The sequence below is a fragment of the Proteus sp. G2674 genome (assembly GCF_009915195.1).
GTDB lineage: Bacteria > Pseudomonadota > Gammaproteobacteria > Enterobacterales > Enterobacteriaceae > Proteus > Proteus mirabilis.
The window spans coordinates 37,437-57,911 of record NZ_JAABLS010000018.1; the positions used below are offsets into that span (position 1 = coordinate 37,437).

The 20,475-nt window shown below is 37.4% G+C and carries 17 protein-coding genes and 1 other RNA gene; 11 read left to right on the forward strand and 7 right to left on the reverse strand.

The genetic code is table 11. The features are described from left to right. Window positions 1-32 precede the first annotated feature (32 nt). From acnB to GWI58_RS08630, 7 genes are all read left to right on the forward strand, one after another. A complete protein-coding gene (gene acnB, locus GWI58_RS08600; protein ID WP_004244067.1) occupies window positions 33-2,630 on the forward strand; it encodes a bifunctional aconitate hydratase 2/2-methylisocitrate dehydratase in 2,598 nt (865 codons plus the stop codon). 170 nt (window positions 2,631-2,800) lie between these two features. Next, window positions 2,801-3,172, forward strand: a complete 372-nt coding sequence (locus GWI58_RS08605; protein WP_004244066.1) for a YacL family protein — start codon at window positions 2,801-2,803, stop codon at window positions 3,170-3,172. 91 nt (window positions 3,173-3,263) lie between these two features. Further along, window positions 3,264-4,124: a small-conductance mechanosensitive channel MscS gene (gene mscS / locus GWI58_RS08610; protein ID WP_004248539.1), complete on the forward strand. Its 861-nt coding sequence runs from the start codon at window positions 3,264-3,266 to the stop codon at window positions 4,122-4,124. 168 nt (window positions 4,125-4,292) lie between these two features. Further along, the gene (gene argO / locus GWI58_RS08615; protein WP_161769086.1) at window positions 4,293-4,916 is read left to right on the forward strand and encodes an arginine exporter ArgO; all 624 of its coding nucleotides are present in this window, start codon (window positions 4,293-4,295) and stop codon (window positions 4,914-4,916) included. A 90-nt stretch (window positions 4,917-5,006) separates the two neighbouring features. Further along, window positions 5,007-5,741, forward strand: a complete 735-nt coding sequence (locus GWI58_RS08620; RefSeq protein WP_004248538.1) for an oxidative stress defense protein — start codon at window positions 5,007-5,009, stop codon at window positions 5,739-5,741. 223 nt (window positions 5,742-5,964) lie between these two features. Next, the gene (locus tag GWI58_RS08625; protein WP_124725105.1) at window positions 5,965-6,684 is read left to right on the forward strand and encodes a DUF6088 family protein; all 720 of its coding nucleotides are present in this window, start codon (window positions 5,965-5,967) and stop codon (window positions 6,682-6,684) included. Further along, window positions 6,681-7,655, forward strand: coding sequence for a nucleotidyl transferase AbiEii/AbiGii toxin family protein (locus tag GWI58_RS08630; RefSeq protein WP_094959682.1), 975 nt, complete (start codon window positions 6,681-6,683; stop codon window positions 7,653-7,655). The genes GWI58_RS08625 and GWI58_RS08630 overlap by 4 nt, the downstream gene beginning before the upstream one ends. A 202-nt stretch (window positions 7,656-7,857) precedes the next feature. Here GWI58_RS08630 and GWI58_RS08635 read toward each other — a convergent pair whose 3' ends face one another. Next, a complete protein-coding gene (locus tag GWI58_RS08635; protein WP_004244059.1) occupies window positions 7,858-8,757 on the reverse strand; it encodes a LysR family transcriptional regulator ArgP in 900 nt (299 codons plus the stop codon). Between the two features lie 160 nt (window positions 8,758-8,917). Between GWI58_RS08635 and rpiA the strand changes: the two genes are divergently transcribed. Beyond that, entirely contained in the window at window positions 8,918-9,574 is a 657-nt protein-coding gene (gene rpiA / locus GWI58_RS08640) for a ribose-5-phosphate isomerase RpiA (protein ID WP_004244058.1), read from the forward strand. A 357-nt stretch (window positions 9,575-9,931) separates the two neighbouring features. After that, window positions 9,932-11,182 (forward strand): phosphoglycerate dehydrogenase, encoded by a 1,251-nt coding sequence (gene serA / locus GWI58_RS08645; protein WP_004248535.1) that lies wholly within the window; start codon window positions 9,932-9,934, stop codon window positions 11,180-11,182. A 77-nt stretch (window positions 11,183-11,259) separates the two neighbouring features. On the opposite strand, the gene GWI58_RS08650 is transcribed toward serA, so the two are convergent. The 6 genes from GWI58_RS08650 to zapA form a co-directional block, all read right to left on the reverse strand. Further along, a complete protein-coding gene (locus GWI58_RS08650) occupies window positions 11,260-13,383 on the reverse strand; it encodes a type I secretion system permease/ATPase (protein WP_161769087.1) in 2,124 nt (707 codons plus the stop codon). Window positions 13,384-13,396: 13 nt separating this feature from the next. Then, window positions 13,397-14,758 carry an HlyD family type I secretion periplasmic adaptor subunit gene (locus tag GWI58_RS08655; protein WP_237611679.1) on the reverse strand — a complete coding sequence of 454 codons (1,362 nt, stop codon included), beginning with the start codon at window positions 14,756-14,758 and terminating at the stop codon, window positions 13,397-13,399. A gap of 5 nt (window positions 14,759-14,763) precedes the next feature. Continuing rightward, window positions 14,764-16,836 (reverse strand): peptidase domain-containing ABC transporter, encoded by a 2,073-nt coding sequence (locus GWI58_RS08660; protein ID WP_094959685.1) that lies wholly within the window; start codon window positions 16,834-16,836, stop codon window positions 14,764-14,766. 89 nt (window positions 16,837-16,925) lie between these two features. Continuing rightward, window positions 16,926-17,543 (reverse strand): 5-formyltetrahydrofolate cyclo-ligase, encoded by a 618-nt coding sequence (locus GWI58_RS08665; protein ID WP_094959686.1) that lies wholly within the window; start codon window positions 17,541-17,543, stop codon window positions 16,926-16,928. 169 nt (window positions 17,544-17,712) lie between these two features. After that, window positions 17,713-17,897: non-coding RNA, 6S RNA (gene ssrS / locus GWI58_RS08670), on the reverse strand. A gap of 110 nt (window positions 17,898-18,007) precedes the next feature. Further along, complete coding sequence (gene zapA, locus GWI58_RS08675) at window positions 18,008-18,337, reverse strand: cell division protein ZapA (RefSeq protein ID WP_004244048.1); 330 nt, start codon at window positions 18,335-18,337, stop codon at window positions 18,008-18,010. A gap of 176 nt (window positions 18,338-18,513) precedes the next feature. Between zapA and GWI58_RS08680 the strand changes: the two genes are divergently transcribed. Both GWI58_RS08680 and pepP read left to right on the forward strand, forming a co-directional pair. Then, on the forward strand, window positions 18,514-19,098 hold the full coding sequence (locus GWI58_RS08680; protein WP_004244047.1) for a YecA/YgfB family protein: 585 nt from the start codon (window positions 18,514-18,516) through the stop codon (window positions 19,096-19,098). A gap of 53 nt (window positions 19,099-19,151) precedes the next feature. Continuing rightward, window positions 19,152-20,462 (forward strand): Xaa-Pro aminopeptidase, encoded by a 1,311-nt coding sequence (gene pepP / locus GWI58_RS08685; RefSeq protein ID WP_004244046.1) that lies wholly within the window; start codon window positions 19,152-19,154, stop codon window positions 20,460-20,462. Window positions 20,463-20,475: the final 13 nt, after the last annotated feature.

Below are 20,475 nucleotides of genomic sequence, written 5' to 3' on the forward strand. Positions count from 1 at the left end.
ATACAAAATGACAAAGAAGCGAGGAGAAAGTCGTGCTAGAAGAATACCGTAAGCACGTAGCAGAGCGTGCAGCTGAAGGTGTCGTTCCAAAACCTCTCGATGCCACACAAACAGCCGCACTTGTTGAGCTATTAAAGTCCCCCCCAAAAGGCGAAGAAGAATTCCTTCTTGATTTAATTGTTAACCGTGTTCCACCCGGCGTTGATGAAGCCGCTTATGTTAAAGCCGGTTTTTTAACGGCTCTCGCAAAAGGTGAAACAACATCACCGCTTATCACGCCAGAAAAAGCCGTAGAATTATTAGGTACTATGCAAGGTGGCTATAATATCCATGCATTAATTGAAGCGCTAGATAACGACAAACTGGCTCCTATTGCGGCAAAAGCACTTTCTCATACCTTATTGATGTTTGATAGCTTTTATGACGTTGAAGAAAAAGCGAAAGCTGGCAACGTTTACGCTAAACAAATTATGCAATCTTGGGCTGATGGAGAATGGTTTACTGAACGTCCAGAACTTGCTGAAAAAATCACGGTAACCGTGTTTAAAGTGACGGGTGAAACCAATACAGATGATTTATCACCAGCACCAGATGCTTGGTCTCGTCCTGATATCCCATTACATGCTCTAGCTATGCTAAAAAATGCCCGCGAAGGCATTGAACCCGACCAACCGGGTAGCGTTGGCCCGATTAAACAAATCGAAGCACTGAATAAAAAAGGTTTCCCACTGGCTTATGTGGGGGATGTTGTCGGAACAGGCTCTTCACGTAAATCTGCAACCAACTCGGTACTTTGGTTTATGGGAGATGATATCCCTTATGTACCAAATAAACGCGGTGGTGGAGTTGTATTGGGTGGCAAAATTGCCCCTATCTTTTTCAACACGATGGAAGATGCCGGTGCATTACCTATTGAGGTTGATGTTTCTAAATTAAATATGGGTGATGTTATTGATATTTACCCATACAAAGGTGAAATCCGTAACCATGAAACCAATGAGTTATTGGAAACCTTTGCACTAAAAACAGAAGTACTGATTGATGAAGTGCGTGCGGGTGGCCGTATTCCTTTGATCATCGGTCGTGGATTGACCTCAAAAGCTCGTAGCGCCTTAGGTTTACCACCTAGCACTTTATTCCGTCATGCCAAAGCAGTGGAACAGAGCGATCGTGGTTTCTCACTTGCACAAAAAATGGTGGGACGCGCTTGTGGTCGTGATGGTATTCGCCCTGGTGAATATTGCGAACCTAAAATGACCTCCGTTGGCTCTCAAGATACTACGGGGCCAATGACACGTGATGAACTGAAAGATTTAGCATGCTTAGGTTTCTCCGCTGATTTGGTTATGCAATCATTCTGTCATACCGCCGCTTATCCAAAACCTGTTGATGTAACCACCCATCACACGTTACCTGATTTTATTATGAATCGTGGAGGGGTTTCACTGCGTCCGGGTGATGGCATTATTCACTCATGGTTAAACCGCATGTTATTGCCAGATACTGTTGGTACTGGTGGTGACTCACATACACGTTTCCCTATTGGTATTTCATTCCCAGCAGGTTCAGGCTTAGTCGCTTTTGCTGCGGCTACAGGGGTAATGCCATTAGACATGCCAGAATCGGTGTTAGTACGCTTTAAAGGTAAAATGCAACCGGGGGTAACGCTACGTGATCTGGTTCATGCCATCCCACTTTATGCGATTAAAGAAGGGTTATTGACCGTTGAGAAAAAAGGTAAAAAGAATATTTTCTCTGGTCGTATCTTAGAAATTGAAGGTTTACCTGAACTTAAAGTTGAGCAAGCCTTTGAGCTAGCTGATGCATCGGCTGAGCGTTCTGCTGCGGGTTGTACGATTAAATTAGATAAAGCACCGATTATCGAATATCTACAATCTAACATTGTCTTATTAAAATGGATGATAGCAGAAGGTTATGGTGATCGTCGTACACTTGAGCGTCGTATTACGGCAATGGAAAATTGGTTAGCTGATCCGCAATTACTTGAAGCAGATGCGGATGCTGAATATGCGGCTGTAATTGAAATCGACTTAAACGAAATCAAAGAGCCTATTCTTTGCGCGCCAAACGATCCTGATGATGCTCGTCTATTATCAGAAGTGGCAAACAGCAAAATTGATGAAGTCTTTATTGGCTCTTGCATGACCAATATTGGGCATTTCCGTGCGGCGGGTAAATTACTTGATCAACATAAAGGTCAATTACCGACACGCTTATGGGTTGCACCACCAACAAAAATGGATGCAGCACAACTGACTGAAGAAGGTTATTACAGCGTCTTTGGTAAGAGTGGCGCTCGTATCGAAGTGCCGGGATGTTCATTATGTATGGGTAACCAAGCGCGAGTGGCGGATGGGGCAACGGTTGTTTCAACATCAACACGTAACTTCCCGAATCGTTTAGGTACGGGGGCGAATGTCTACCTTGCATCCGCAGAGCTTGCGGCAGTGGCTTCACTGTTAGGACGTCTACCAGAGCCACAAGAGTATCTTGATTTCATCAATAAAGTCGATGAAACGGCGGAAGATACTTACCGTTATCTCAATTTTGACCAACTAGAGCAATATACAGATAAAGCAACACAAGTGATTTTCCAAACCACGGTATAACTGAGTTTGATTTTTCACTAAAAATTGATTACAACTGCGTTCCAACATATAACGTTGTTCAGCAGTCTGAAACAGGAGGCAATGCCTCCTGTTTTTTTGTTATTTTTGCCATAATAACAATAGATATTTTATATAGAAAAAGGCGACAGCTAATTTAAGGGGCATACACCATGGACTATGAATTTCAGCGTGATCTTACTGGCGGTATATTGGCCCGTTTTTCAATGGATCATGAGGCGATTGGTTATTGGTTAAATGATGAGATCCAAGGTGATATCAGCTTAATCGATCAAATTTTGACTGAGATGGACGAAGTTAAAGGCAGTGAGAAACAGTGGCAATTGATTGGTAAAGAATACAGCTTATCTATTGATGATGAGGAAATTATGGTAAGGGCGAATACTCTCCATTTTGAAACCGATGATTTAGAAGAAGGGATGAGCTACTACGATAATGAAAGTATCGCATTTTGTGGATTAGATGATTTTGCTACTATGCTACAAAAATATCGGTTATTTATTCTGGAAAATAGAAGAAGTTAACAAATCCCATATATTTATTAAATAAATCTGCCACAATATACTATTGGTTGCTATTCTTTTTATTAGGATTATAAGTTTAAAAGGTGGTCTAATGAATGAATTACCTGCGAGTTTAGATGAAGCGACAGGTTGGTTTGTTGCTAATCAAGAACTCTTTATTCAATATGCTGTGAATATCGTTGCTGCATTCTTGATCCTATTTATTGGTCTTTTTGTCGCTAAAATGGTCAGTAAAGGGGTTGCACGGATCTTAACGTTACGCCATATCGACGCAACTGTTGTGACATTCTTGTCTGTCTTGGTGCGTTATACTGTTATTGCATTCACTTTGATTGCAGTATTAGGTCGATTAGGGGTTCAAACAGCTTCTGTTATCGCAGTACTTGGTGCGGCAGGTTTAGCGGTTGGTTTAGCATTACAAGGCTCACTCTCTAACTTTGCAGCGGGTGTTTTAATTGTTATCTTCCGTCCAATTCGTGCTGGTGAATACGTGATGATTGGTGCTGTCGAAGGTACGGTGCGAGATGTACAAATATTCTCGACCACATTACGTTCAGCGGATGACCGGATCATTGTTATTCCAAATAGCAAAATTATCAGTAGTGAGGTTATTAACCTTAGCCGTGAGCCAAATCGTCGTACACAAATTATTGTCGGCGTTGCTTATGATGCTGATATTGATAAAGTCAAAAAAGTGCTCGGTGATGTTGTTGCGCAAGATAAACGTATTCAACATAACCAAGGCGTGACAATACGTTTACATGAAATGGCGCCTTCTTCATTAAACTTTGTGGTACGTGTTTGGACCACCAATGATGATGCATGGCCAGTTTATTGGGATCTTATGGAAAACTTTAAACGCGCGCTAGATGCAAATAATATTGGTATTCCATTCCCACAAATGGATGTCTATATGCATCAAGCACAAAATACCGTGATGAAAGCAGAATAAGCACTATTGTTATAAAACACATCTCAAGAGCCACCGATTAAGCGTGGCTCTTTTATTTTTACCGCTATTAGTTTTTCTTATTATCAATAAGAATGATTCATTTCCTCTAATAACAAAATCCTTTTATTATTTTTCTTAACTTAATGAATAATTATTAGGATATTTTGCATGTTAACAACATTTTTTCAGGGGTTTTTATTAAGTGCAACAATGATATTGCCCATTGGTGCGCAAAATGCCTTTGTTTTGCAACAAGGTAGTAAAAAACAATACCATTTAATGAGTGCATTTTTATGCGCTTTAAGTGATGTGATATTAATTAGCGGGGGAGTCTTTGGTGGAAGTGCATTACTGAGCCAATCAGAATATCTTTTATTACTGATCACTTGGGGCGGTGTGGCTTTTTTATTGTGGTATGGCTGGAATGCGTTTAAAACCGCTTTTACAAAAGAGATTGAATTATCACAACATAAAAATCAAGTGAAAAGTCGTTGGCGGGTGATTGTAACTTTAGTTGCCGTCACTTGGCTAAATCCGCATGTTTATCTTGATACCTTTGTAGTGCTTGGCAGTATCGGAGGGCAATTATCAGCAGAATTACGTCCTTGGTTTACTTTTGGCGCGGTATTCGCATCGATAAGTTGGTTTTTTGCTTTATCACTACTAGCGGCTTGGTTTTCACCTATTTTAAGCCAAGTGACCGCTCAACGTATCATCAACTTGTTTGTGGGGTGTGTGATGTGGTTTATTGCTCTGCAATTGGCCGCTCAGGGATGGAAAAACCTCTTTTAATCTGAAAGAACTTTACAACAGATATGCTAATGTTGTTATAACCGTAATTTAGTGACAATACCCATACATGATTTTTGTCAGGAGGTTTTTGTGAAAGTAAAAGCAATGGTATTAGCATCCATGTTAGCCCTTGGAGCACCCTCAATCGCTTTAGCCGGGGCGGTACCTGAAGGACCCCATATAACTACATCAGGTAATGCAACAATTAAAGCGACTCCTGATATGGCGACACTTAATATTCAGGTTAGTGAAAAAGCAAAAGATGCAGCTCAAGCTAAAAAACAAGTGGATGAGCGTGTTGCAAAATATTTTGCCTTTTTAAAAGAAAACGGTGTGACGAAAGAAGATATTGATGCTGCCAACATTCGTACACAGCCTAATTATGAGTATGATAAAAAAGCAGAACGTTCGGTGATTAATGGCTATACAGCAACACGAACCGTAGATGTAAAAATCAAAAAACTTGATCAGCTTAATACCTTACTGGATGGGGCATTAGCAGCAGGGCTAAATGAAATTAATAACGTTGAGTTTGGCGTTAATGATCCAGAACAGTACAAAGCTAAAGCACGAGAAGTGGCAATTAAAAATGCCATACAACAGGCAAGTTCAGTGGCAAAAGGGTTTGGTGCTGATTTAGGGGCTGTTTATAGCGTAAGTTATCGCGCACCAGAAGCAACACCTTATCCAATAGCACGCATGAAAATGGATGCTATGGCATTAAGTGCCCCGTCACCGGAAGCAGTCAAAGAGACCTATCAACAACAAAGCATTGAGTTTAAAGATTACGTTGACGTGGTATTTGAATTAAAAACAGCTAAATAATCTTTACCATCAAAGGATAAGATGTATTGGCTCAGCAGTGAGCTGATACATCTATATCAGCGTTGTAGTCTACTAGTAACAGGTTTATTGAAAAAAGAAATATTCTAATTCACTGTAATCATTTGTCAGTGTTATATTCTTATCTAAAAATGTCATGTTTTTCTGCAGAAAAACTTTACCATTTGCTAAGTAGATGTAGAATACTTAACGGGAGGCCAAAAATATGAAGATTAAACCTTTAGTTGAGAAGGAAATAAACCGGTTTGAATTTGGTAAAATTTTCACCTATAGAGATTTAACACCATATCTTTCAAATCCTGAAACAACAGTAAAAGCTGTCAGTCGCCTAGTGAAGAATGGTGACATTAAAAGGTTTGCTAAAGGGCAATTTTACCGTCCGAAAAAAGGGATATTTGGTGAAATGCAATTGAGTGATGCCGAGAAGTTAAAAACATTCATGTATCAGAATGGAAAGCGAAAAGGTTATATTACGGGAATGGGGCTTTATAATCGACTGGGGCTGACTACCCAGATCCCGAAAACAATTACCATTGCTAGTGACAAATCACCACAGCGTAAGGATTTTGGTACCGTCGAGGTAAAATTAGTGAAAGCTAAAGTGCCTGTTTCCGAATCTAACAGGGAGTATCTTGAGATCCTTGATGTTCTTTCCAATATTAAGAAAATACCAGATAGTAACCCATCTGGAGTAATGAAAGTCATAGCAAAAAAACTAAAAAATATCAAAAAAGATGGCCTTTATGAGCTTATTAATTTGGCTAGTTTTTATTCGCCTGTAACGAGGGCTTTGTTAGGATTATTGATAGAGAATATTAATATAAATCTCGCTTTGGAGCTTAAAAAACAGCTAAACCCTACTACTCATTATCGGATAGGGTTGGATAGTTATTGGGATAATGCAGAAGAATGGAATATTGAATGAATCTTCACAGCAATCCAGATGTATTTCTGGAATTGATTAACCGGACAGCAGAGTATTTTAAGATCCCTGAAGTTTATGTTGAGAAGGATTATTGGGTTACACACGTTCTTTTCCAATTAAGTCTGTCTGAATTCAGGAACGATTTTATTTTCAAAGGTGGCACGGCGCTATCCAAGGTCTTTGGTCTAATCAAAAGATTTTCAGAAGATGTTGATCTTGCTATGTTTAATAACCGAGGACTGAGCAGTAATCAGATTAAAAAGTGCATGAAAGCAGCAGAGGAAACAATTTCTGCTGGATTGACATATATTCAAAAACCTGATGAATCTAAAGGAAGCCAATTCCGAAAAGTCTATTATAAATTCCCGCGAATTGTTAGCGGAGAATTTGGTCACGCTTCTGATGTTATTTTGCTGGAAACAAATAGTTTTACTTCACCAGAACCTTTTTCATTTATGCCTACTGAATCATTGATTGCTGAATTCATCAAGAAAGCACAGATTGAGGGTGGAAATGAAATCATAACACGCTATGGACTAGAAAAATTTGAAGTCAACGTTCTTGACATCAAACGAACAGTAGCAGAAAAAATATTAGGATTAGTTAGAGCGTCGAGCGAAGCAGATCCAAAACAGGCTCTAGCTGATAAAATCCGTCATATTTATGATCTTTGCATGATCAAGCGTAATAAGCATTATAGCCAATTTTTTGATTCTGATAGTCTTTGGAAAATGATGGACATTGTTATTCAGGCTGACAGAGATCAGTTCAGAGAAGCAGGACAATGGCTTGACCAACCTCTACATAAGAGTGTGCTTTTCTCCAAGTCTAGTGAAATATGGGAAAGTATCAGGGGGATTTTTCACGGCGAATTTTCTGAATTGGTTTATGACAGTGATCTTCCCTCTGATGATGAAGTTTTCAGCTTACTTTCCTCAGTGGCCAGTCTTTTGCAAAAATGGTCTGATTAATAAAGCTGTGGTGATATATTTTTTGTATGAGTTATACCGTTAAGATGCAGTTTAGAGCCAACTGCCAGTCACTGTCTGAGTGAATATAGATAACAGACTAAAGTAAGGAAAATCAATTCACCATTTTCCTTACTTATCGTTAAATCCCTTTCTAAGAATAGCGATAATATTGATCAAGAAACAACATCATCAACGTTACTTTTTATTCTTCATCTTGCTTAAGCACTTTACGACCATAATCAAGTAACGCATCCGTTACCTTTCTCATCGTTCTGCTTTCTGGGGCAAAACGGTGCCAATACAACATGCGGCGTTGGCATAATCCTGGCGTTAAATCAATCAATTCACCACTTTTTAGCTCATCGGCAATTTGTAGATGAGGGATCATACAACATGTTGAGCCTTGTTTAGCTAACTGAACAAAAGCTTCGGAAGAATTAACAATATGGCAAGGCACACTACCGGGAGATAAGCCGAAGTTTTGCTGTAAGAAGGCCTGATGCATATCATCAAGATGGTCAAATGCGACAGCGGGGGCTTTTAACAGAGATGATTTAGTGACCCCATTAGCAAAATAGCGTTGGGCAAAATCAGGGGATGCCACAAAAAGATAGTCTAATGCGCCTAATTGGTCGACTAGACAGCTAGGCAATGCTTGAGGCTGAATACTGATAGCGCCAACCACTTCACCACGTCTTAATCGCTCTTGGGTACGAGTTTCATCTTCTACTTGAATATTAAGCCGGATAGGAAGTTGTGTTAATACCGGGTGCAAAGCAGGCAATAACCAAGTAGCTAAACTATCCGCGTTGACAGCTAAAGAGAGTAAAAGGGGCGTCGAACCACTATTTTCATCACCTAACCACTGCTCTTCTAACATTTCGACCTGATGCAGTAATGCGAGTAGCTTTTGCCCCTGCTCTGTGGGTTGGGGGGGAACCGTACGTACTAATAAAGGTTGTCCAAATAGATTCTCAAGTTGTTTTATTCTTTGTGAAACGGCAGATTGCGTAATACATAGTTTTTGTGCGGCTCGTTCAAAACCACGCTCTCGAATAACGGCATCAAGGGCTTGCAGGGCCCGATAATCAGGACGTTTCATTGACAGATTCTCTTTGATTTTATGTTCTACTGTGTACTATGCCATATTTTTAGTTTTTATGAGTTAAAATGTTGTGTCTCAAATTTTGATACACCTTGTGCGGATTTTATGGGCACTATGCTATTCTTATTCGATAAATGTGAAAAATAAGGTTTTGTAAATGACTCAAGATGAATTAAAAAAAGCAGTAGGTTGGGCCGCCCTTGAATATGTAAAACCGGGTACTATCGTGGGCGTTGGAACAGGCTCTACGGCTTCTCATTTTATTGATGCTCTTGCAACAATGAAAGGTCAAATTGAAGGGGCAGTTTCTAGCTCAGAGGCTTCAACGGCAAAACTAAAAAGCTACGGCATTCCCGTTTTTGACTGTAATGAAGTTGATTCGCTCGATATCTACGTAGACGGTGCTGATGAAATTAACCATCAAATGCAGATGATCAAAGGTGGTGGTGCGGCATTAACCCGTGAAAAAATTATTGCAGCGGTGGCAAAAACCTTTGTGTGTATTGTCGATGAATCAAAGCAAGTGGATGTTTTGGGTAAATTCCCTCTGCCTGTTGAAGTTATCCCAATGGCTCGCTCTTATGTTGCTCGCGAGCTGGTTAAATTAGGTGGGTTACCTGAATATCGTGAAAACGTCGTGACGGATAATGGTAACGTGATCTTAGACGTTTATAATCTCACTATTCTGAATCCTATCGAGCTAGAAAATAAAATTAATAGTATTGCAGGGGTGGTCACTGTCGGGCTTTTCGCTAATCGCGGAGCAGACATTGTATTAATGGGGACTTCTGAAGGTGTTAAAACCATTAAATAGTACGATTAAACTGCATCTCTAGTCAGAGATAATAACAGTATTTTCTAAAGAGAGTGGGAGAACTATATTGTTTTCCCACTCTCTTTTATCTTTCCCCTTAGATAATCAGAATGATGACTTTTTGCAAATTATTTTGAAAACCATAAATTCAGTGATATATATCACACGATAGAGATATCTCTCTTTAAAATGCTGCCATTTTTATTGTCAAAATCATTTTGCTCGGTAGAAAATCACTTTATCTATCGCTTATTCTGTCAACAGTGCAATCGGTTGTATTGCCTCAAAATCTATTTTTGTTATGTTGGTGAAACAGGATTTCGTTTTTATTCATGTAACACAAATAGGGCAGGGTAAATGGTCAAGGTATCTTTGGAAAAAGAAAAGATAAAGTTCCTACTATTGGAAGGTGTACACCAAAGTGCGGTAGAGAATTTAAGAGCAGCAGGTTATACCAACATCGAATATCATAAAGGTGCATTATCGGGAGAAGAATTAAAACAAGCTATCCGTGATGCACGCTTTGTGGGGATCCGTTCCCGCACTCACTTAACAGAAGAAATTTTTGCAGCCGCTGAAAAATTAGTTGCTGTAGGCTGCTTCTGCATTGGTACTAACCAAGTTGACTTAGATGCGGCTGCCCGTCGTGGGATCCCTGTTTTTAATGCACCTTTTTCAAACACTCGTTCCGTGGCTGAAATGGTGTTAGGGGAATTACTGTTATTACTGCGTCGTATTCCAGAAGCTAATGCTAAAGCGCATCGTGGTATTTGGGATAAACAAGCTAAAGGCTGTTTTGAAGCGCGAGGTAAAAAACTGGGGATTATTGGCTATGGTCATATAGGCACCCAGTTAGGGATATTGGCGGAAAGTGTTGGTTTAGATGTCTATTTTTATGATATTGAAAACAAACTTCCTTTGGGAAATGCAACCCAAGTTCGCCACTTATCCGAACTGCTGAATATGTGTGACATTGTTAGCTTACACGTGCCAGAAACGCCATCAACAAAAAATATGATTGGTCACGAAGAGCTATTACGAATGAAACCAGGCGCTATTCTTATTAATGCCTCTCGTGGAACTGTGGTTGATATTCCGGCATTAGCACAAGCGCTAGAGAGTAAACATTTATCAGGTGCAGCGGTGGACGTTTTCCCTACGGAGCCGGGGGCAAATAACGATCCGAACGATCCTTTTGTATCAGAGTTAATTAAATTTGATAATGTGATCTTAACGCCACATATTGGTGGTTCAACCCAAGAAGCCCAAGAAAATATTGGTTATGAAGTTGCTGGTAAGTTAGCTAAATATTCTGATAATGGTTCTACATTATCTGCGGTTAATTTCCCGGAAGTATCATTGCCTAGTCATGGTGATGATGTAAACCGTTTACTGCATATTCATGAAAACCGTCCGGGTATTATGAATAGTATCAATAACGTATTTACAGAAGAAAATATTAACGTTGCTGCACAATATCTACGTACAGCTGGTAATGTGGGTTATGTAGTGATTGACGTTACTACACAAACGAAAGCACAAGCTGAGTTAGTATTGCAGAAACTAAAAGGACTACCGGGTACCATTCGTGCTCGTATGTTGTACTAATATCGCATATTTTTATATTAAGTATAAAGGCTCAATAATTAGAGCCTTTATTTTTATGGTTCATTACTTATCACGGTTTATTGCTGTGTCTGTTGTTGCCACAATTGCTGATAAAGTGTTTTCTTATTTAATAAATCCCTATGTGTACCTTCTTCTAATATGCGACCTTTATCAATAACATAAATATAATCTGAAATAGAAATAGCATTAAGTCGGTGAGCAATACAAATTACCGTTCTATTTTTACAAATAGCCGGAAGATTGGCTAAAATTTCCGCTTCTGAGGCATAATCTAACGCCGATGTTGCCTCATCTAAAATAAGAATTCGTGGATCAGGTAAAAGTGCTCTTGCTAGCGCAATACGCTGACGCTGCCCTCCTGACAAATTACTACCTCTTTCACTTACTTGTGTATTAAATCCTTCAGGGAGTTGAGTAATAAAATGAAAAGCGCCGGCTAATTTACTCGCTTCAATAATATCTTCTTCACTACTATCGGGTTTTGATAACCGAATATTTTCCATAATAGTGCCACTAAATAAAAAATTATCTTGTAAAACAACACTAATTGATTGGCGTAAAGTAAGGGGATTGGCAATGGCGAGATCCATACCATCAATATAAATCTGGCCTTGTTGAGGAGTATAAAAACGTTGAATTAAACGTGTGATAGTACTTTTTCCTGAACCAGAGGGTCCTGTAATACCAATAAACTTGCCCGCGGGGATCGAAAAAGAGAGTTGCTCAATCACATCTGGAGTATTGGCTGTATAACGAAAGCGTACATGAGAAAATACTATACTTCCTGCAATGTTAGGTACAGTAGCAAGTCCTTGATGCTGATGCTCTGTGGGAGTATTAACAATCTCGCCAATACGACGTATGGAGATGCCTGTTTGTTGAACATCTTGCCAAAGTTGGGCTAAACGTAAAATAGGTTGTGTAATATGGGCGGCAAACATATTAAAAGCCACTAATTCGCCCACACTTAATTGCGCTTTCATAATCAGATTAACACCATGCCACAAGATAATTGCCATAGTAATTTTATGAATAGCCCCAATTAATTGCTGAGCAAGTAACGCTTTTTTGGCCGCTGAAAAACGCTTAAGGATATAATTAGTGAGTTTATATTGCCATTTTTCAATAAATTGATGTTCTGTTGCTGTTATTTTAATAGTTTCTATACCATTAATAGCTTCTGTTAATAAGCTCGTATTATCAGCATTTGCTTGATACTCTTGTTCAACCCAATAACGGATCATGGGGCCAAGTATCAGCCAAAATAAAAAGTAAACGACTAATGCTGCTATGGTTATCCAAGTTAATAATACGGAATAAGCAAACATTACTGAAAGAAATACGATAATAAAAATAAAATCCAATACCATCATCAACGCAGAGCCAGTAATAAACTGGCGAATATGAGCAAGCTCTTGAATACGAGCAATAATTTGTCCAGATTGACGTTGATTAAAAAACTGACTGGGTAGCCGAATAAGGTGTTGATAAATTTTCCCTGAGAATTCGGCACCTAGGGTACAAGAAACAAAAGCATAAAGTTTATCTCGTAATAAAAGATAGATAGGCTCTATAATGGCAATTAGCACGAGGAGTACCCCTAAAACTTGCAAATTAGAGAGGCTTCTCCCCGTTAATACTTTATCAATGATTTTTTCAAAAATAATTGGATTAACTAAAGCAAATAATTGAATAAAACAAGATAAAATAAAAATTAAATATAATGATTTTTTTTGTTTTAATAGCGATGGAATGCACCACATTAAGCTAAACTTGCTCTGTTTAGGGGTAAATATCTTATTAATAATTAGCAGTGTGGTATAAGTGATTTTTTTATCAATATGATAATGACTCTCTGTGTTAGTGCTTGGGTCAATAATAATTAATTTATCACTTATTCTATTTTTTAGAATATACCAATAACCATTAATTTCGATAAGTGTATCAATAATTATTTTATCTTTATACTCACTTTTACTATTAAAAAATGAAAATTCACATTTTAAATTAAGTTGTTGAGCGGCTTCTATGATATTTAATTCAGAGAGGTTTTCGTCATTACCTAAAAAATGAATAAGCTGCTCTTTTTTTAATGTTCCTTTATTCTTTTTTGAAAAATAAATAAGCCCATCAATAATTGAAGGATGAAGAGATGGCGTATTTTTAGTTATATAGTTCATAGATATCTCGCTATTATTTTTCTCTTAATGCTTCATGTTGATAAACTTCTATTGGACTGAGTAAATAATCAATCACTCGACGTTTTTCAATTTTTATATCGGCAACTAAAGACATACCTGTAGCCAGTTTATATTGTGCTTCATCTTCACCCATCACTTGCTTATCAAGTTCAATTAGGACGGGATAAACTAAGCCTAATTGTTCATGTTGTATGGAATCTTTTGCTATATTGACAATGGTGCCTTCAATGGTGCCATAACGGGTATAAGGAAAAGCATCAATTTTAATCACCGCTTTTTGACCCGGATAGATAAAACCAATATCTTTATTGAGAATATTCACCTCAGCAACATTATGCTGAGTATTGGGCACTATCACCATCACCGCTTGTGAAGGTTGCAATACGGCTCCTAGGGTATGAACAGCGAGTTGTTGTACTGTACCTGTAACAGGAGAACGAACAATTTTTAATTGTTGACGTTTCTGAGCATGAAAAAGATTTTGTTGATAAATAAAAACTTCGCTTTCATATTGTTTAAATTTATCATGCCACTCTAGGTGTTTTTGTTTTTCTAATCTATCGCGATTTTTTATATATTGTTGCTCTTGACTGGATAAAATAACCAGTTCTGATGATTTTCTTTTAATGATTTGATTGATTTCTAATAACTCCTTTTTATTTTCTAAAAACTCCATGGTATTAATGATTTTTTTATCATAGAGTTTTTTCTTTATATTAAAACGTTTTTCAATATTGTTTTTTAATTCATTTAATGAATTGATTTCTTGGTGAGTAAGAAGCTTATTTTTATTGTTGGTTTCTATTTCAGAATTAATATGATTAATACTAGCATCAAATTCATCCTTTTCTTTTTGATAACTTAATAGAACCGCTTCTTTTTTTTCTTTATCTAGTAAATTAAAATCATCAATTGTATCAGGTCGGGTATTTTGACCTAATGCTTGATAACGAATTTTTAGTAATAATAGATTTTCTATCTTATTTTTTAGATTATTAATCTCTTCATCAACACCTAAAATATCAAGTGTTAATAACGCTTCTCCTTTGGTAACTTGTTGGCCATTTTTTACATGAATGGCGCTTAAGCGACTATGTTCATAAATTTGAATTTGTTGCGAATAACCTGAAACCACTAATTTCCCTATTGCTGGAGAAAGCACATCTAATTTACCTATATATGCCCAGAGTAAAAATATAATCACACTTAATGAAATTATTATTGCAATAATACGACTATAAGGTGTCGGCGGTTTCTCAAGTACGGCGATATGATTAGGGTAAAAATCATAGTTTTTAGGCTCTTTTTTAGTTTTAAAGTAGTGAGCAATCATTTGTTTTATTTTTGATTTCATCATTGTTATCCTTGTTGATGTTGCCAAAGTTTCTTATAAGCGCCATCTTTTCTAATTAATTCATTATGTTTGCCTTCTTCAATTATCTGGCCTTTTTCTAATACAATAATGCGGTCACAGTTTTTTATTGTGGAAAGGCGATGAGCAATCATAATGACGGTCTTATCTTGGGTAATAAGGGGAAGATTTTTTTCGATGATGGCTTGAGACTCACCATCCAATGCGCTGGTAGCTTCATCAAAAATTAAAATTTTAGGGGATGAGAGTAAGGCTCTGGCAATCGCAATACGTTGGCATTGTCCCCCAGATAAAGATTTGCCATTTTCAGCAATGAGTGTGTCATACCCTAAAGGAAGTTTTAAAATAAACTCATGAGCACCTGCTAATTTAGCGACATGAATAACCTCATCTAACGAGGCTGATGGTTGCGTTAAACGGATATTGTCGAGCACGGTTAAATGAAATAAAAAATTCTCTTGTAAGACAAACCCTATTTGTTGACGTAATACTGCGGGGGGAATTTCACAAACCGGAATGCCATCAAGCTTAACCTGACCTAATTGTGGGATATAAAGCCCTGCGATGATGCGTGCTAATGTACTTTTCCCTGATCCAGACGTCCCGACGATACCAATAGTTTCATATTTATTTATTCTAAATGAAATTTGTTTTACAACAGGGGGGGCATCATGTTGATAACTAAAACTGACATTCTCAAAACTCACTTCACCTTGTAAGGTCATTTTCTTATTGGCTTTTTCTTGCTCTATTGGGAGATTAAGAATGTCTTGTAAATTATAAATAGCCGTTTTGGCTCGGATATACTTTCCCCAAACTTCTATTGCAGAACTTAAAGGTTGTAGACAGTGGTTTAATAGCATATTAAAAGCAATGAGTTGACCTATTGTCATTGCAAGTGAAATGACTTCAAAAGCACCTAGACATAAAAGTATCGCTGTCGTTATTTTTTGTAAAAATGAAACAATGTATTGCGATAAGTTATCAATATTTTGTAATTTTAAATTTTCATTAGTCAGTTGATGGATTTGCGTATGCCACTGTTGTGTAAAACGTGGTTCTAATGAAAGGCTTTTTATTGTTTCTATACCTCCTAGGGTTTCTGTTAAAAAAGCACTATTTGTTGCTGAATATTGATAAAGCTGTTGTACGGTTTTTTCTATTTTAGGGGCAATTAATTTAGCTAAGATAAAATAGAGTGGGATGGTGGCAAGAAAGATTAATGTTAACTTTAATGACAAATAAGCCATAACAAATAGGAAAATAAAGATAAATGAGAAATCAACTAATAACATTAATAAGGTTTTTGTTATAAACTCTCTAATAATATCAAGCTCTTTTACTCGTGTGACAATAATACCTGTTTGGCGAGATTTAAAATAACTGATAGGAAGTTTGAATAAATGATTAGTTAACTTCAAACTTAGCAACATATCAATTTTATTTGCTGTATGATGATAAATATACTCTCTTATCCCCTTTAATACAGATTCTGAAACGGCGACAAAAATAAGACCTATTATTAACACATCAAGCGTGGATAGGGCTTGATGGATAATTACCTTATCCATAATTATTTGCGTAATAATCGGGGAGGCAAGTGCTAGCAGTTGAAGAATTAACGAGTAAAATAATACACTTTGAAATAATATACGATATTTCATAAAGGTTGGGACAAACCAAGTGATATCAAAAAAATGCTTTTCTGCAAAGTCCAGATAGTAATAGTGATTTATACTGTTATTTATTAATCTCTCTTTATTCCATGTCTCCATATTGTCAGTTTGTAGATTATAAATTAGAAATTCATTATTGTTATATTTTAAAAGAATAAATATATTTTTAGAACGATCTAAAAAAATTATTGGGGTGTGTAATTGTTTTTTAAAAATATAATGAATATTTTTTTTCTTTAGTTTAAAAGCATGTTTTTTTTCTAATGATGCGATAGTATCATCGTATTTATTAATGTTTGGTTTTGTATTATTTAATTGTTTTCCTGAAAGATTAAGAATGATATTAATGCTTTTTATAAATTTCGTACTTTCTCTATTTTTCATATTAAATACAATGTGGTTAAAAATAGAGATTTAATCTTATAAAATAAGATAATAATATAAAAAAACAAAGATAGCGTTAAAAGCTCGTCTTAATTTCTCTGTATCAGTCGTTCATCAAAACACCATACTTTATCAGGTGTAATAATTTCAGGTAACGGTATATCCCAATCTGCGCTCGGTAACGAATGAACTTGTTGGCATGTATGAGCAAGTCCCATAGGATAAAATGACTGCTGTTGCCAATTTTCTAATGTTCTATCATAAAAACCTCCGCCCATACCGAGTCGCTGACCGTTTTCATCGAAGGCAACCAGTGGCGTAAAGATAATATCAATATCAGATATTGGAATAATATTATTCACATTGAGTGGCGGTTCAAAAATATTAAAACGATTTTTCACTAACTGCGTGGTGGGAGCGTAACGTAAAAAAAGTAAATGATGGCGATGAAAAGGGTGTAATACAGGCAGACAAACCTGTTTATTTAAATCCCATAAATGAGTGATTAGAGGAGCGGTATCAATCTCGCCGTCAAAAGAGAGAAATAAGGCAACTGTTTTAGCTTGCTTGACTTTGGGATGATGGAGTACCCGTTCAGAGAGTTTATGTGCAGCATCTTGTTGCTGTGCCACAGTCAGTTGACGGCGTTTTTGGCGGATAGCTTTACGTATTTGCTCTCTTTGCTGGAAAACAGGGGGTTGTGTCATGATTAATCCATCAGCAAGGAATTAGTGTGAATAAAAATATATCACTTCTATGAATTTATTACACTTTAGAGGTAAAAAAGAGAAAAGCCAAGAAAGATAGAGACAAAAGAAATAAAAAAGCTCTAAACATTAAATACTTAATCAGTACTCAGTGTTTAGAACTTGAATTGGGGTCTCCAAGATGCCGTTGTAGGCTGTAACCCTTGAACCCGTGGTTCAAGGTGAACATAGTGCTATCACCATTAGGCTGCCTGAACGAATCAGGTATGCTCACAAGTAATAGATCACCACATTCTATTTTTTTTGAAATATCGGCTCAGGGGACTTACCCACTGACGAACATCTCAGAGAAATTAGGTGGGTGCTGTTAAGCACCTTATCTATGAACTATTGTATTATTTTAATTGTAGAAAGCAACCTATTATCTGTTAATTTCGTGGTGTGCGCATGCTTTCTGAACAAATCTACTTTGATGTTGAAAAAGTGCGATCATGGTGCTTGCCTTGATCGTGTAAAGCTTGTTCAATAGATTGTTGTAGCATTTTTATTTTCTCTTCCATATTGTAGGCATAGTCTCTCGTTTTTAACTTTTCTTCTGCCAACTCATGACTCATATTTAATGCCACGATAAAAATTAAGTGCTCAGTATTGGAAACACCACTGCGTTCTTTGAGATCTTGTAATCGTTGTTCAAGTTCAGCAGCAGAAGCCAGTAAAGCATCTTTTTGTTCTGGTGGGCAATTGACACGTAATGAGCGCCCAAAAATTTGAAGATCAACGGGTTGTGCGGACATGATTCCTTCCTGACATAAAATCTGTGCTACGTGTTTAGTAGTGTATACGGTTATAAGGCAGTATTAAACGCTATTACTGCAAAAATTCCAATGTTTAACATAGCTTAACTGGTACAGTGCGTTCTATTGATGGTAGCATATCTTGAACTATTCCCCTAAATGCGACGTTTATTCTTATGTCAATACAAAACACATTACCAGATTACTCAGCAATTGATTCATTATTACAACAACATGCCGTGCCTTTAACTGCCGCAGAGATGCATGGCCTAATTACTGGGTTTATTTGTGGAGCAGTACATGACAATAGTTGGAAAACTTTGTTACATGAACTGACTAATGAGGGCTTAGCGTTCCCTAAATCGTTATCAGAACCCCTTGAATCACTTTATCACGTCACTCATGAGCAACTTGATGACAGCGTATTTAATTTTTCTATGCTGTTACCTGACGATGCAGAATCTGTTTTTCCTCGAGCTGATGCCCTTGCAGGGTGGGTTAATCATTTTCTATTAGGATTAGGTGTTGCACAACCTAAGTTATCTGAGCATAAAGAGTTGACGGAAGTTATCACTGATTTGCGTAATATTGGTGCATTAGGCTATGAAGAAGATGAAAATCAACAAGAGCTTGAAGATGCACTCGAAGAAGTTACAGAATATGTCAAAGTCTCTGTTCAGCTGTGCTATATCACTTTTGTCGCCTCAAAAGAGACAACAACAGAAAATGATAAACAAGATGAACAACGGACATTACATTAATAATTGCCTTATTAATTAGATAACCAAAAGATCAATAAAGGATAGGAGTGGGTATGAATAAGCAAGAATTTTTATCCCGTCGTCAGGCATTATTAGCTCAGATGAAACCAGCAAGTGCAGCTATCTTTTTTGCTGCGCCAGAAGCACAACGCAATGCTGATAGTGAATATCCCTATCGCCAACATAGTGACTTCTTGTATCTCACCGGATTTAGTGAGCCAGAAGCTATCCTTGTGTTGATTAAAAGTGATGAAACACATAATCATAGCGTACTGTTTAATCGGGTTAGAGATTTAACCGCGGAAATCTGGTTTGGTCGTCGTCTTGGGCAAGAAGCTGCCCCTGAAAAATTAGGTGTTGATAAAGCGCTACCTTACGAAGATGTAGGTGAGCAACTTTATCAATTACTCAATGGATTGGATATTGTTTATCATGCCCAAGGTGAATATGCGTTTGCCGATGAAATCGTCTTTAATGCTCTGGATACCTTAAGAAAAGGCTCTCGCCGTAATTTAAAAGCGCCACAAACGCTTATTGATTGGCGCCCAATAGTGCACGAACTGCGGTTATTTAAATCTGATGCTGAAATTGAATTACTGCGCAAAGCCGGAAAAATTTCTGCGTTAGCCCATACTCGCGCAATGCAAAAATGTCAGCCAGGTATGTATGAGTATCAATTACAAGGGGAAATTGAACATGAGTTTATCTCTCATGGTGCGCGTTTCCCTTCCTATAACAGTATTGTCGGTAGTGGTGAGAACGGTTGTATCTTACATTATACTGAAAATGAAACTAAAATGCGTGATGGGGATTTAGTCCTTATTGATGCAGGCTGTGAATATGAAGGTTATGCGGGTGATATTACGCGAACTTTCCCTGTTAATGGTAAATTTAGCCGTCAACAACGTGAAATTTACGAAATTGTTTTAAAATCACTCAATGTATCCCTCGAATTGTATAAACCGGGTACAAGCATCAAAGAAGTCACTAAACATGTCGTGTATATCATGGTGGAGGGCTTAGTTAAGCTCGGCATTATGCACGGTGATATCGAACACCTCATTGAGACAAAAGCCTATCAGCGCTTCTTTATGCATAGCTTAAGTCACTGGTTAGGTCTTGATGTTCATGATGTTGGACACTATGGCACCGATCGTGATCGTATCTTAGAGCCGGGTATGGTGTTGACTATTGAACCAGGACTTTACATTGCGCCAGATGCAGATGTACCACAAGAGTATCGTGGTATTGGTATTCGCATTGAAGATGACATTGTTATTACTGAAACAGGTAATGAAAATTTAACGGCTATGGTTGTTAAAGATCCTGATGAAATTGAAGCTCTGATGGCAGGAAAAATTTAAGGCTAAAATCAGC